At 56.4% G+C, this 13266-nt stretch carries 13 protein-coding genes and 1 pseudogene; 4 read left to right on the top strand and 10 right to left on the bottom strand.

Annotated features, from left to right (window positions below):
* Positions 1 to 4: 4 nt before the first annotated feature.
* Positions 5 to 940, bottom strand: coding sequence for a VOC family protein (locus ACR0EV_RS20630; protein WP_480801811.1), 936 nt, complete (start codon positions 938 to 940; stop codon positions 5 to 7).
* 113 nt (positions 941 to 1053) lie between these two features.
* Here ACR0EV_RS20630 and ACR0EV_RS20625 point away from each other — a divergent pair, with 113 nt between their 5' ends.
* The 4 genes from ACR0EV_RS20625 (at position 1054) to ACR0EV_RS20610 (ending at position 4002) form a co-directional block, all read left to right on the top strand.
* Positions 1054 to 1965, top strand: coding sequence for a LysR family transcriptional regulator (locus ACR0EV_RS20625; RefSeq protein WP_480801810.1), 912 nt, complete (start codon positions 1054 to 1056; stop codon positions 1963 to 1965).
* A 324-nt stretch (positions 1966 to 2289) separates the two neighbouring features.
* On the top strand, positions 2290 to 2610 hold the full coding sequence (locus tag ACR0EV_RS20620) for a hypothetical protein (RefSeq protein ID WP_480801809.1): 321 nt from the start codon (positions 2290 to 2292) through the stop codon (positions 2608 to 2610).
* Between the two features lie 50 nt (positions 2611 to 2660).
* Complete coding sequence (locus tag ACR0EV_RS20615; RefSeq protein WP_480801808.1) at positions 2661 to 3377, top strand: HupE/UreJ family protein; 717 nt, start codon at positions 2661 to 2663, stop codon at positions 3375 to 3377.
* 13 nt (positions 3378 to 3390) lie between these two features.
* Positions 3391 to 4002, top strand: coding sequence for a transmembrane anchor protein (locus ACR0EV_RS20610; RefSeq protein WP_480801807.1), 612 nt, complete (start codon positions 3391 to 3393; stop codon positions 4000 to 4002).
* Positions 4003 to 4095: 93 nt separating this feature from the next.
* Here the strand turns inward: ACR0EV_RS20610 and ACR0EV_RS20605 are convergent.
* The 9 genes and pseudogenes from ACR0EV_RS20605 to ACR0EV_RS20565 all read right to left on the bottom strand — a co-directional run.
* A pseudogene (locus ACR0EV_RS20605) lies at positions 4096 to 4278 on the bottom strand (FCD domain-containing protein); the annotation flags it as partial.
* Positions 4279 to 4292: 14 nt separating this feature from the next.
* Entirely contained in the window at positions 4293 to 4745 is a 453-nt protein-coding gene (locus tag ACR0EV_RS20600; protein WP_480801806.1) for an SRPBCC family protein, read from the bottom strand.
* A 103-nt stretch (positions 4746 to 4848) separates the two neighbouring features.
* A complete protein-coding gene (locus ACR0EV_RS20595) occupies positions 4849 to 5634 on the bottom strand; it encodes an XdhC family protein (RefSeq protein WP_480801805.1) in 786 nt (261 codons plus the stop codon).
* Positions 5631 to 6818 (bottom strand): vWA domain-containing protein, encoded by a 1188-nt coding sequence (locus ACR0EV_RS20590; RefSeq protein ID WP_480801804.1) that lies wholly within the window; start codon positions 6816 to 6818, stop codon positions 5631 to 5633. Before ACR0EV_RS20590 ends, ACR0EV_RS20595 begins: the two co-directional genes overlap by 4 nt.
* The gene (locus ACR0EV_RS20585) at positions 6815 to 7690 is read right to left on the bottom strand and encodes an AAA family ATPase (protein ID WP_480801803.1); all 876 of its coding nucleotides are present in this window, start codon (positions 7688 to 7690) and stop codon (positions 6815 to 6817) included. The genes ACR0EV_RS20590 and ACR0EV_RS20585 overlap by 4 nt, the downstream gene beginning before the upstream one ends.
* Positions 7691 to 7749: 59 nt before the next feature.
* The gene (locus ACR0EV_RS20580; RefSeq protein WP_480801802.1) at positions 7750 to 10176 is read right to left on the bottom strand and encodes an aerobic carbon-monoxide dehydrogenase large subunit; all 2427 of its coding nucleotides are present in this window, start codon (positions 10174 to 10176) and stop codon (positions 7750 to 7752) included.
* Positions 10173 to 10667, bottom strand: a complete 495-nt coding sequence (locus tag ACR0EV_RS20575; RefSeq protein ID WP_152457016.1) for a (2Fe-2S)-binding protein — start codon at positions 10665 to 10667, stop codon at positions 10173 to 10175. Before ACR0EV_RS20575 ends, ACR0EV_RS20580 begins: the two co-directional genes overlap by 4 nt.
* A gap of 11 nt (positions 10668 to 10678) precedes the next feature.
* Positions 10679 to 11533: an FAD binding domain-containing protein gene (locus ACR0EV_RS20570; protein ID WP_480801801.1), complete on the bottom strand. Its 855-nt coding sequence runs from the start codon at positions 11531 to 11533 to the stop codon at positions 10679 to 10681.
* Between the two features lie 148 nt (positions 11534 to 11681).
* Entirely contained in the window at positions 11682 to 12785 is a 1104-nt protein-coding gene (locus tag ACR0EV_RS20565) for an MHYT domain-containing protein (RefSeq protein WP_480801800.1), read from the bottom strand.
* Positions 12786 to 13266 lie beyond the last annotated feature (481 nt).

Below are 13266 nucleotides of genomic sequence, written 5' to 3'. Positions count from 1 at the left end.
GTCATCATGGTTCAAGTGAGGGCAGAAGACTTTCTATCTTGCTGCGATGTGGCTCGTAACGGGTGGGCAGCTTGAGCGCCTCGCCCAGATGGGCCGTGTCTTCGTCACGGTCAAAACCGGGCTCGTTCGTGGCAATCTCAAACAGCACACCACCGGGCGTGCGGAAGTAGATCGCCCAGAAATAGTCGCGGTCGATGACCGGCGTGACCTGATAGCCTGTGTCTACCAAGGCTTGCCGAACGCGTAGTTGAGCGGCACGGTCCTCGACGGCAAAAGCGATATGATGAACGGACCCAGCGCCCTGACCAGCAGTTGGGGTACTTGACGGTAGCTGCTGCAGATCAATCGTGTCTGCAGCGTTGCCCCCTTCGATCACATAGCGAGTGACGTCACCTTCGGTTTCCGCCCGCTGGTATCCCATAAAGTTGAGCAGTTCACCCGTCGCATCGACATCCTTCAGCGCGAACCGAGCACCTCGAAACCCAAGGATTCCGGCCTCATCGGGAACACTGCCCTGGGACCAGGGTGTTCTGCCTCGCGCATCAGACTCGACCAATGCAAAGCTGTCGCCGTCAGGCCCGTCAAAGGACAGACGCTTTTCCCCGAACGCAGTGTCTTTGGTCAGCCCGGTCACACCTTTGGACGCAAGATGTTCGTGCCAGAACGCAAGAGCACCCTTGGGCGTCGCAAATTCGGTGACGCCGACCTCTCCGGCACCTCTACTTCCTTTGGGCATCTGGCCAAAAGGAAAGTAGGTCATGACGGAACCCGGCGTACCAACCTCATCCCCGTAGTACAGGTGGTAAACTTCGGGCGCATCGAAATTGACCGTTTTCTTTACCCGACGCAGGCCGAGAGTGTTGGTGAAGAAAGCGTTATTGGTGATGGCGTTAGCAGCCATCGACGTGACGTGGTGCAACCCTTTTATATCTTTGATCATGTTGCTCTCCTTGGCGAGTGTTCAACTTGCTTCAAAGATGGCGCGGATATTGTTTAAGTTAATAGACTTGTTTGTGGGTTTATTATTGACGAAAACAAAATTATTAATTGGGGATGATCGAGCTCAAACCCATCCGCGTTTTGCGCGCTGTATCCGACTTGAAAAGCTTTTCGCTGGCGGCCCGGGAACTGAACATCGCACCGGCGTCAGTGACGCGGATCATCGCACAGCTTGAGAAAGACTTGGGCACACAGCTTCTGGTACGCACGACGAGACAAGTCTCACTCACCAGCGCCGGAGCAACGGTGCTTGCTCGCTATCGACCGCTGTTGGAAGGGTTCGAAGACGTTACCCGCAGTCTTCTGCGGGCCAATCAACCCGACAAGGGCCACCTAAGACTGACCGCACCTGTTTCACTCGGAGTCACCTTGCTTCCGCAAGTGATCTCGGGGTTTCGGCTAGCCTATCCGAACATTTCAGTCGAGATCAATTTTACCGATACCCTGCTCGATGTGATCGAGGAAAATTGCGACCTTGCGGTGCGCGTCTCGGGCCCACCGACGGACAAATCAACAATCTGGCGCAAACTGTGCGAGGTCCCGCGGCACATTATTGCCGCTCCATCGCTGTTTGAAGGCATTCCAGAGCCCGATCATCCGCGTGATCTGAACCCGGAGTTTCTGATGTCATACAGCGCCCAAGGCAGCGCTGAAACCTGGGAGCTCTCGCATGCTGGCGGCAACAGGGTGGTGCAGGCAGGTGGGAAAATTATCTCCAACAATGGTGATTTCCTTTATGCTCTTGCAGTCGCCGGGGACGGTATTTGTGTGCTTCCGGACTTCATCACCGGCAATGGGTTAAAAACCGGGGAAGTTAAACGGATCATGCCAGACTGGACCGTTACGTCCCTATGGCTCACACTCTATTACCCCCCCTACGAACAACTTCCGCCAATCGTCAGCACCTTTGCCGATTACTTTGAAACGTTTGTGCAAGAGCATCCGAACCTGGATACGAAACCCTAAGCCATTCAGGACGCGGGGAAGTTTAAAGCAGCTGAAGCCATCGGTGCCACGCGCACGTAAGCGATAATCTTGATCTTAAATCGATCCAAGCAAAACAGAGGCGTAATCGCCAGCTAAAACAAAGGCAAGCAGGCCGAAAGCCACGGTGGCCGGCCCCTTCCCGGTTGCCCCTCGGCGTGTTTTAGCCGGGCTACGGGCGCGGGATGGCTTGCGTGAATTTGTGGTTTTGTCCTATAAGCCGAGATAACCCCCCGGAGGGGATATAACAAAGCCGCAGAGGCACCTGTTAGCGTGAGAGCAGTTCAGAGATATACGCAAAATGCAATGGCAGCATTGGTTTGCCTGTCTTTGATCGTGTGGTCGCTACAGCCAAACTCTGGCCATGCTCCAAAAGTGATCGAAACTGTGCAGGAGCATTTGCAGATTATTGCAGAGCACGGGCATACCCACGGGTTTGAAGAAGATTTGTTGTGGGCGATGCACGGGCACAGTCACGATAGTGCCGATCATGACCACAGCCAAATGGTTCTACCAGAAGCGGGAAATGCGCTTTCACTGGCCTCGTTGCCGGATGACTGGGCGTTCGACAGGGTGCCGGACGGCCCGTTTAGGAACATGGGTATAGAACGACCTCCGCGCGTGTGACGTCGCCCCAATCGGGGTTTTTCGACATCACATAACAACGGAGATCATCCATGAATCTAATCTCTCGGGGTCTGGACAGGCGCGCGACGCTCCTGCTGGCCCTTATCATAACCAATCTGGCGCTAAGCACGTCTCAGGTGCTGGCCCACAACGTTACCGAGGGCGACGCGGGCTATATCCAGGAAATCTGGGGCGTGAACATCATCCCCTTCATGTATCTTGGGGCCAAGCACATGGTCACAGGCTACGATCACATCCTGTTCCTGCTTGGCGTCGTGTTTTTTCTCTACCGAGCCAAAGATGTTGGCATCTATGTCAGCCTTTTTGCGATCGGTCACTCGACGACAATGCTGTTGGGAGTGTGGTTCGGCTGGGGCGTAAACGCCTATATCGTCGACGCCATTATCGGACTTTCAGTCGTCTACAAGGCGCTCGACAATCTCGGCGCGTTCCAGCGCTGGCTGGGATTCCAGCCAAATACCAAAGCTGCGACGCTGATTTTTGGCCTGTTCCACGGTATGGGGCTCGCAACCAAGATCCTCGACTACGATATCGCACCGGAAGGGCTTCTTGCCAATCTGTTGGCGTTCAACGTGGGTGTGGAACTTGGCCAGCTTACGGCCCTTGCAATCATCCTTATCGTCATGGGGTTCTGGCGCAAAAGCCCGTACTTCTTCCAACAAGCTTACAGCGTAAACGTCGTCATGATGACCCTCGGGTTCATCCTGATGGGCTATCAAATCACCGGCTATTTTGTCGCCGCGTAACGGAGTTCAGAAAATGTTCAATACAGAAAGACCAAGTCTTGAGGAACTGCCAAGCTCGGCTCAGCTTATCCGCTCGACCATCATTGCAGGTGCGTCTGCCGCTGTGATCCTTGTTACGGTAGTATTGCCGGCCGAATACGGGATTGATCCGACTGGCGTGGGCCGTGTGCTCGGACTGCAAGAGATGGGTGAAATCAAATCGCAGCTTGCAGACGAGGCCGAAGCAGACCGCCAGCTTGAAAGCCAGGATCAGTCGAGCTTGATGAACGATGTCCTTGGTCTGTTTGTCGGCTCGGCCCATGCGCAAGAGGCCGAGGTCTGGCAGGATGAAACCAGCTTTATCCTCACTCCGGGAGAGTCGGCTGAGTGGAAGCTGGTCATGGAAGAAGGCGCGACAGCCGAGTATCGTATGGTTGTGACGGGCGGTCGGGTGAACTTTGACCTGCACGGTCACGGTGGCGGGCAGTCGATCACCTATGAGAAGGGGCGAGGCTCGACCGGTGCCGAAGGCAGCATTGATGCGGCCTTTGCAGGTGAGCATGGTTGGTTCTGGCGCAACCGCGACTCGGGCGACGTTTCAGTGATGGTGCAAGTCCGCGGCGACTACAGCGAGGTCGTCCAATAGGCAAAGCCAGCCGCCGCGCAGATATCTTGTGCGGCGGCTTTTTTGCGCTGATCGAAGCTATTGGGGATTTCTGATAATCCGCAGTCCGAAGTGTTACTCGGGTGCGTTCTTTAGTGACGCCATCAGGTTGCGGAACTTTTCCCCCTGCACAGCGATATGTGAGCGCAACGTATTTGCTGTTTCCTAGGGATCGCCATTGTCGAGAGCACGCACAATGTCTTCATGCTCGGACATCGACTGTGCCATGCGGCACCGAAAACGAAGCTGTTGCCGCCGGATAAACGTGCGGATCAAGCAACGGATTCCTCCGACATGACGTCTGCAAAGGATTTGAAGAACTTGGCCGCAAGTTTCTTTGCTGTACTCTGAATAAGACGGCTCCCAAGTTGCGCCAGCTTGCCGCCGATTACGGCCTTGGCTTCGTAGCGCAGAATGGTCTGAGAGCCATTTTCGGTCAGAGTTACGTCGGCGCCGCCTTTTGCATGGCCAGCTGCGCCACCATTGCCTTGACCATCCAGCGAAAACGTCTCTGGCGCGCCGTCGGTTTTGAGCACGACATCTCCGCTAAATTTCGCTTTCACGGGCCCAACTTTGAGAACTACTTTGGCTTCAAGTTGGGTGTCAGATTTCTTGATCAGCTCTTCGCAACCGGGAATACAGCGTTTAAGTATTTCGGGGTCGTTCAACGCAGCGTAAACCACGTCCCGCGGGGCATCGATTATAATTTCGTCGGCCAGTTCCATGGCGGTTCCTTTCTTTTTTCAGCAACAGGGGTATTTGATCTTGGCAAGCACCTCAGCCTGCTCTCTAGAGGGCTTGAAGATACGAGTTAAGGTTTTGAAAAGTTTACGCATTTGGATCTCTTTCTGCGGAATTCCTGCGCACAGCGACCAGCTCCGCCAGGATAGACAGCGCGATTTCTTCAGGTGTGACAGCACCAATGTCCAAACCAGCTGGGGCTGAGACGGTCGCGAGTGTGAGCTCGGGCACACCAGCTTCAGAGAGCTTTTTAGACAGGGCAGCGAACTTCTTCTTACTGCCTACAAAAGCGACATAGTTTGCATCGTAATCAAGCGCGTCGCGCAAGGCGTCCAGATCGCCCTGCCCTTGCGTCGCAACGACGACCGCTCTCATCTTTTCTAGTGCATTCTCCCCATCCAAGGCACGCGTGATCGACCAGTGAAAATGTGGTGCGATTTGTGCCAAAGCCTCTGCGACCGGTGAGTTCCCGAGTACTGTCAACTCTGGCATGGGAAGACAGGGCTCAATAAAGATGTCGATGGTACCACGAGAGGGACAACCGTTGCGCGCATAGAGTACGCCCTCCATCATTGCTCCGGCACTGACGCCGATATCGTTTAAAAAGTCTTCCGGCGCGACAGACACGAGCTTGGGTGCGCCGGTTTCAATGGCTTCCAACGTGGCCCGCCTCACAGCGCCACGGGTGCAGCCGCCGCCAAGAAACCCATGCAAGATCGTGCCATCCGCACCAATGATTGCCTTTGCGCCAGGTTTGGCCGCAGTGGTTCCCGCAGTGCGCACGATTGTGGCAAAGGCAAATGGTTGTTCCTTGGCGCGCAGAGACAGGGCTGTTTCTGCCAGGTCTGATGAAAACAACTCAGCGGGGGTCATAGCGAAACCAGCTCCTTCTCCAACGCGGCGAGTTCCGCCAGCGTGTTGGCTGCGTAAAAGCGATCCAAATGAGGCAATGCTGCCGTCATACCCGCTGCTACGGGCGCATAGTCGCGCCAGCCTTTGAGAGGGTTCAGCCAAAGAATGCGACAGCCGCGTTTGCGCAACTTGGTCAACGCAGCGTCGATGTGGTCAGGGGAACAGGTGTCATAGCCGTCCGAGAGGATCATCACGACCGAACGCCCATCGACAAAACGGCGCGCGTATGTAGCCGCGAAACGGTCCAGGCTTTCGCCGATTTTGGAGCCCCCGCCGAACCCATCCGCCATCAAGGACATCCGTCCGATGGCGCGCATCGCGTCCTTATCGCGCAAAGCCTCGGTTATCCGCACGAGGCGTGTGTGAAACAGATATGCGTCGGCAGTTGGATCACCGCGCATCAGGCCGGCCAAAAAGGCCAGGAACACTTGCGCATATACAGTCATGGAGCCAGAAACGTCGCATAGGGCTACGATTTTACGACTACGATCAGGGCGTTTGCGCTTGATGAGGCGGATGGGTTCGCCCCCTGTTGCCAGGCTGCGTCGGATTGTTTTGCGGAAATGCAGGCGGTCCCCTTTACGGGCAGCGATGCGGCGGCGGGAGCGACGGTCACGCAGCGCTTGTCCGAGGCGGCGGGCAACCTCTTCGGCCTCGGCAATCTCTTCTGCCCGTACCAGATCACGTAGGTCGCGCCGGGACAGGTTGCGCATTTCGGTGGCGATCAGCTTACCGTCGCCATCACTTTCGGCATCACCGTCACCTCCGTCCGGCGCTGTCGCATCGCCAGCGCCTCCAACGTCTTCTCCTTTGGCATCTCGTGACGAATGTACGCTGTCATCGCCCTTTGTAGGGGCGGACATTTTCGGCATAACCTTTGTTCGCACGCGACCAGCATCCATCCAGAAACTGTCGAACAAAAAATCAAACCTCTGCGCGTCGTCCTTGCATCCCGTGCAGACAGCCTTAAGGGCGCAACGCGCCTCTGCAGGCTTAGCTGCCTCAACATAGGTCAAGGCCGTCAGAGCCGCTTCGGTTTCCTGCACGCCAAGGCGCAGACCATTCTCGCGCAAATGGGCCAGGAACCCCGCCATGCGCGCCGTGGCGCCGGGATCGCGGCCGGCAAAGCGGGTTACGCGGGTCATGCGGCCTTCCCCGCAATGCGCTGTGCCACTTCGGTGGTGATATGTGCGCGATCGCCCTGAGTTTTTAAAAGTGTCGTGAGTGTGGCTTGGAGGGCTGCCGGGTTTTCCGTTAGATCGGCAATCCCTAACCCCATGAGCGCGGCGGCAAAATCCAGTGTCTCCGCGATTCCGGGCACTTTCTCCAGCTCTTCCTTGCGCAACGCCTGGACGAACCCGATCACTTGATCCGCCAGCAGCGCTTCAATCCCAGCACAACGGGCCTTCAGGATCGCGAGTTCCGTTGTCCTGTCGGGATAATCGACATAAGCGAAAAGGCAGCGGCGCCTTAGCGCGTCCGACAAGTCGCGTGTGCCATTCGAAGTCAGAATAACCGTTGGCACGGTGGTGGCTTTGATGGTGCCAAGTTCAGGCACGGTGATTTGGTAATCGGCGAGGATCTCAAGCAGGAAAGCTTCGAACTCTTCGTCCGCGCGGTCAATTTCATCGATCAGCAAAACCGGAGAAACGTCTTGCGTGATCGCCGACAGCAAGGGGCGCTCCAACAAATACTCGCGCGAGAATATCCGATCCTCGACCGCCTTGCCGGTTTCGCCTGCTTCAGAGGACGCACGGATCGCCAGCAGTTGCCGTTGGTAATTCCACTCGTAGATTGCCTGAGAAGCGTCCAAACCTTCATAGCATTGCAGGCGGATCAATTGCGTGTTCTGAGCCGCGGCCAGTACTCGGGCAACCTCGGTTTTTCCCACGCCCGCTGCACCTTCCAGCAGTAGAGGACGGCGCAATGACAAAGCCAAATGCAGCGACACTGCCAGATCGTCTGAGGCGACATAGTTCTGTTCTACAAGTGCAGATTGAAGATCGGTCCAGGTCATCAGAGCCTCAAGTGGTTTATAAGGCGCGCGCCGCCATCCCTGCCGCGCGCGCCCGGAACTTAGCCGTGAAGGCCCAGGTCGTTCGCTGTCTTCCAGATTCGCCAGTGATCGTGCGGCATATGGGTGTGACGAAGGCCAAAGGCACGGAAAGCGTCATTCACCGCGTTGGAGAAACAGGGCACGCCGCCCACATGGGGGCTTTCACCGACACCCTTTGCACCTATTGGGTGGTGCGGGCTGGGGGTGACGGTGTGATCGGTCTCGTAATTCGGCACTTCCCACGCGGTCGGCAAGAAGAAGTCCATCAGCGTACCGGTCTTAACGTTGCCCATCTCGTCATAGGCAATCTCTTGCCCCAGAGCGACGGCCAGCGCCTCGGTCAGACCACCATGCACCTGGCCCTCGATGATCATCGGATTAATACGGGTGCCACAGTCATCCAGCGCATAGAAGCGGCGAATGTCGGTCACTCCGGTGTCCACATCGATGTCCATCACACAGACATAGGCGCCAAAGGGATAGGTCATGTTCGGCGGGTCATAGTAGCTGACCGCTTCCAGACCCGGCTCGATGCCCGGAATCGCCTGATTGTAAGCGGCAAAGGCGATTTCCTTCATCGTCTTGAACTTTTCAGGCGCGCCTTTGACCACGAAACGATCCACGTCGAATTCGACGTCATCGTCGTGAACTTCCAACAGGTAGGCCGCGATCATCTGTGCCTTGGCGCGGATCTTGCGGCCTGCCATCGCGGTCGCAGCACCGGCTACCGGCGTCGAGCGCGAGCCGTATGTTCCAAGACCGTAGGGCGCAGTGTCCGTATCACCCTCTTCGATGGTAATACTGTCTGCCGGCAGACCAATCTCGGTTGCGAGGATCTGCGCAAAGGTCGTGGCATGGCCCTGGCCTTGTGAGATAGTGCCAAGGCGCGCGATTGCTGAGCCAGTTGGGTGGATGCGGATTTCACAACTGTCGAACATGCCAAGACCAAGGATATCGCAATTCTTGACGGGTCCAGCGCCGACGATTTCGGTGAAATGCGTCAGGCCGATGCCCATCAGTTTTCGGGTTTTGCCCGCCTTGAAATCCTCGACCCGTTGAGCTTGTTCTGCACGCAGCCCTTCGTAATCGACGGCCTTTAGCGCCTTGTCCCAAGCAGTGTGATAGTCGCCCGAGTCATATTCCCACCCAAGCGCGGACTGATAGGGGAACTGCTCTTTCTTGATGAAGTTGATCCGGCGTAATTCGGCCGCGTCCATGTCCAGCTCTATCGCCAGAACCTCGATCATGCGTTCGATGAAATAGGCGGCTTCGGTTACACGGAAGGAGCAGCGATAGCTGACCCCGCCCGGCGCCTTGTTGGTGTAGACGCCGTCCACTGCCAAATACGCGGTCGGGATGTCGTAAGACCCGGTGCAGATGTTCATAAACCCAGCTGGGAACTTCGTCGGGTCGGCACAGGCGTCAAAACCGCCGTGGTCTGCTGTCGTGTGGCACCAGAGACCGGTGATCCTCCCCTCTTTGGTGGCGCTGATCTTACCTTTCATCCAGTAGTCACGGGCAAAAGCGGTGGTCATCAGGTTTTCCATACGGTCCTCGACCCATTTCACCGGAACGCCGGTGACAATCGAGGCCACAACCGAGCACACATAGCCGGGGTAGGCCCCAACCTTATTGCCAAAGCCGCCGCCAATGTCGGGCGAGATCACGCGGATGTTGTGCTCTTCAATGCCGGAAATCAGGCTGACCACGGTGCGGATAGCGTGGGGCGCCTGAAATGTGCCATGCAGCGTGAGCTTGCCGTTGACCTTGTCCATTGAAGCCACGCAGCCACAGGTTTCGAGCGGGCATGGGTGCGTGCGATGGTAATACACCATCTCTTCAGCGACCACGTCAGCCTCCCCCATTACCTGCTCGGTCGCGTCCTTCTCGCCGACTTCCCAGGTAAAGATGTGGTTAGGGTGTTTGCGGGGGCCGTGGGCCCCATCTGGAATCGCTCCACCTTCGCCCATCAGGTCTTCGCGAAGAACCACGTCGGATTCCAAGGCTGCGTAGGGATCGGTCAAAACGGGGAGTTCTTCATACTCAACTTCGACCAGCTCCACTGCATCAGCAGCAATATAACGGTCTTTTGCCACCACAAATGCCACTTCCTGACCTTGGAAGAGCACTTTGCCGTCAGCCAAAACCATCTGTTTGTCGCCCGCCAGCGTCGGCATCCAGTGCAGACCAAGGGGGGCCAGGTCTTCGGCCGTCAGTACGGCAATCACGCCGTCCAGCGCCAATGCGGCCTCGGCATTGATCGACACGATCTTGGCGTGGGCATAGGGCGAACGCACGAAATCACCGTGCAGCATGCCGGGCAGTTTGATGTCGTCGACATAATTGCCTTTGCCTTGGGTAAACCTAGCATCTTCAACGCGCTTGCGTTTGCAACCCATTCCTCCCAGCGCGTCGGCGCGTTCTTCGCGGGTCAGTTCCTTGTTCATTGTGCCGCCTCCTTCGCAGAGTTCATCTCGGCCGCGGCGGCGAGGATAGATTTGACGATGTTCTGATACCCGGTACAGCGGCAGAGGTTACCTGCCATGCCAAAGCGCACCTCTTCCTCGGTTGGGTTCGGGTTTTCTTCCAAAAGCTTTGATGCGCGGGTGATCATACCCGGTGTGCAGAAGCCGCATTGAAGCCCGTGGTGTTCTTTGAACGCTTCCTGCAACACGTGCAGGCTGTCTGGGTTACCAAGCCCTTCGATAGTGGTGATTTCGGCACCGTCAGCCTGCGCTACGAACACGGTACAGGATTTTACCGATTTGCCGTTCATGGTCACGGTGCAAGCGCCGCAATGCGAGGTCTCGCAGCCAATGTGCGGACCGGTCTTGCGCAGCCGTTCGCGCAAGGTGTGGATCAGCAGTTCGCGCGGTTCTGCCAGGAACTCTTGCTCCTCGCCATTCACGGTTAGAGTGAAATGTTTCTTCTTTGACATGATCTCTCTCCTCAGGCTCTGGCCCAGGCGTTTTCGATCGCACGGCGCAGGATAATCGCCGCTGCGTGACGTTTGAATTCGATGGGACCGCGGTTGTCCTGGGTGGGGTCTATGTCGCCCAACATGGCATCCACGGCCGCTTTGATTGCCGCATCATCCACAGACGTGCCGACAAGCGCAGCACCAGCATCTTCAGAATGAACAGGCGTATCGCTCAGATTGGTCATCGCGATGGAAGCCGAGGTGCAAGCCCCACCTTCTTTAGTCAAAAGGACCGCAGCAGCAGCGGTGGCGTAGTCGCCGATTTTGCGCTTTTGCTTTTCATAGGCGTATCCGCCCTTTGGCGCATCGAACTCCACCGCTGTCAGGATCTCTTCATCCTCACGGTCAGTCATATAAGCCGCTTCGTAGAAATCGCGGGCTGCGACTTTGCGTTCACCATCCGGCCCGACCAAGGTGAAGGTCGCGTCCAGACACTGCATCAAACCCGGCATGTCATTGCCCGGGTCGCCATTGGCGACGTTGCCGCCAACCGTGCCCATGTAGCGCACTTGCGGGTCAGCGATCTGCAACGAAGCCTCGCGCATGATCGGAGCTAATGCCGCCAGTTGAGCGTTGTCGATGATATCATGTTGTGTCGTCATCGCGCCGATGCGGATGCTTTCCCCCTCAATGGATATGCCGCTCAAACCCTCCACATCCTGCAAATCGATCAGATGTGGCACTTCGGCCATGCGGAGCTTCATCATGGGTATCAGACTGTGCCCGCCTGCGAGCACGCGTGCGTCATCCCCATGCTCCACTAAAACGGACAGAGCATCCGCCAAATCCTTTGGTCTATAGTATTCAAAGGCAGCTGGAATCATTGCCTCTCCTCCCTGCAGCAACTGTTCTGGCTGCTAGAGAAGCTCGCGCGAGGTGGGGTGGTTGGCCCGAGAAAACACTTTGTTTTCGATAATTTTGCACGAAATGCGCCTCAGGACGCACGAATTGCGCCGCCGGGGATACCGCGCGTTACCCGAAGGCGGTCAATGCTGCTTTCAGGTTTGATCGACTGACCGGAACCGGGGGAAGATCGGCCTCACCAAAGGTGCATTGTCCCTTATCTTTGGTCCGTTCAAATCGTGAAACCTTGTTAGGATTCACGATATAACTGCGGTGCACGCGCAAGAAACCAATTGGCTCCAGCCGTTTGACCGCTTCAGTGATCGGCCAGACGCAGAAGTACTTCTCCGTGCGGGTGTAGACCTGCGTGTAGTGACCATCCGCCCTGACAAATACAACGTCCGACGCGGCGATAAAGACCTTGCCTCCGTCTCTTTCACAAGGGATGCGAATGGGCGGGGTCTGGTCCGGTGAAGGCTCATTTTTTTCCACGTCTGTGATCGAGAACTCTGAGGCTTGCGTAGGCACAAGATAAGTTGTGCCAACCCACAAAAACGCGCCGAAGATAACAAAGCTCGACAGGATCACCCCAACGGCCATGACTTCGTTGCTGATGACGGGCCCAAATTCTCGGATATTTTGCAAGGCCACAAAATTGGTTCCCGCCATGGCCAGGAAATGCACTGAAAAGACAGCCACGCCGAAACACAGTGTGCCGATCGCGATGTTCCTGTTGGAACGCTCGTTGTACGCAATGCCAATAGCGAGAATGCAGAGGACAATGGCCAATACCGACGACCCAAGCACACCTTGCAGGGTATAAACGGGTTTGCAAAGCTGCATACCAGCCATTCCGACATAGTGCATCGCCAAGATGCCGGCACCTACGATTGCTCCGGCAGCTATGATGATCCCCCTGGAACGCTCGGTGAAATGCAACAGCACAAGCGCCAGGGCGACCATTAGGATCGCAATAAGCGCGGACGCTAGCGTAATTGCCGCGTCATAGTAAAAAAGGATGGGCAGCCTCAGGCCAAGCATAGCTACGAAGTGCATCGACCAAATACCACCGCCCAAAGCAACGGCACCCAACGCGATGGCCAACCTGCGTTGTGACAGCGACTTTTCGGACAAATCCCTCGTCAAAGACAATCCCGTAGCGCCAGCAACAAGCGCCACAACGAACGATGTAACCACCAACCAAGGGTTATGTCCGAAGTCCAGAAATTCCATAGGCCGGACAATGCCGCAGCGGATTTCTTATTTCAATCTTTGCCTGTTCCTGGCGACAGCTCATCCGGCAGGAACAAAGCCTCAGCGGACGTGGCAATCCAGGACGTGCGTCTAACTTATTTTTTCGTTGGGCAAAGCTTCTACGGTATGAGCCATCGACAACATTGGGCTCGAGGCGGCCATCGAAACAGTGCGATCAAACGACTGCTTTGCCTTGACATTGGTTGGTGCTGGGTAAGCGGATCTTTTTCAGCAATTCGCTATTGGCTCGGATAAGTTCACTGATCGTCTTGCGCAATTCCTCGGATTCTCTCGATCTTTCTCCATGCTTCCATGACAGATGACTTGGCCCAGCAGCGTGCCCACTTCCAGCCCCACGTATGCAATAAACACTCGGGCCTTGAACGGCGGGGCGAGGCACCGCTTGCCAGTGGACTTCGCCGACCCCCTGCAGGTCGGGCGGGAAGCCGACATTGGAATT

This window comes from Ruegeria sp. CF8 (assembly GCF_056537285.1).
This window is presented reverse-complemented; position numbering and strand designations above follow the sequence as displayed.

What these genes read in the sequence shown, in the direction of transcription:
- ACR0EV_RS20630 (WP_480801811.1), bottom strand. Translation starts at nt 940, where the DNA reads ATGATCAAAGATATAAAAGGGTTGCACCACGTCACGTCGATGGCTGCT.
- ACR0EV_RS20625 (WP_480801810.1), top strand. Translation starts at nt 1,054, where the DNA reads ATGATCGAGCTCAAACCCATCCGCGTTTTGCGCGCTGTATCCGACTTG.
- ACR0EV_RS20620 (WP_480801809.1), top strand. Translation starts at nt 2,290, where the DNA reads ATGGCAGCATTGGTTTGCCTGTCTTTGATCGTGTGGTCGCTACAGCCA.
- ACR0EV_RS20615 (WP_480801808.1), top strand. Translation starts at nt 2,661, where the DNA reads ATGAATCTAATCTCTCGGGGTCTGGACAGGCGCGCGACGCTCCTGCTG.
- ACR0EV_RS20610 (WP_480801807.1), top strand. Translation starts at nt 3,391, where the DNA reads ATGTTCAATACAGAAAGACCAAGTCTTGAGGAACTGCCAAGCTCGGCT.
- ACR0EV_RS20600 (WP_480801806.1), bottom strand. Translation starts at nt 4,745, where the DNA reads ATGGAACTGGCCGACGAAATTATAATCGATGCCCCGCGGGACGTGGTT.
- ACR0EV_RS20595 (WP_480801805.1), bottom strand. Translation starts at nt 5,634, where the DNA reads ATGACCCCCGCTGAGTTGTTTTCATCAGACCTGGCAGAAACAGCCCTG.
- ACR0EV_RS20590 (WP_480801804.1), bottom strand. Translation starts at nt 6,818, where the DNA reads ATGACCCGCGTAACCCGCTTTGCCGGCCGCGATCCCGGCGCCACGGCG.
- ACR0EV_RS20585 (WP_480801803.1), bottom strand. Translation starts at nt 7,690, where the DNA reads ATGACCTGGACCGATCTTCAATCTGCACTTGTAGAACAGAACTATGTC.
- ACR0EV_RS20580 (WP_480801802.1), bottom strand. Translation starts at nt 10,176, where the DNA reads ATGAACAAGGAACTGACCCGCGAAGAACGCGCCGACGCGCTGGGAGGA.
- ACR0EV_RS20575 (WP_152457016.1), bottom strand. Translation starts at nt 10,667, where the DNA reads ATGTCAAAGAAGAAACATTTCACTCTAACCGTGAATGGCGAGGAGCAA.
- ACR0EV_RS20570 (WP_480801801.1), bottom strand. Translation starts at nt 11,533, where the DNA reads ATGATTCCAGCTGCCTTTGAATACTATAGACCAAAGGATTTGGCGGAT.
- ACR0EV_RS20565 (WP_480801800.1), bottom strand. Translation starts at nt 12,785, where the DNA reads ATGGAATTTCTGGACTTCGGACATAACCCTTGGTTGGTGGTTACATCG.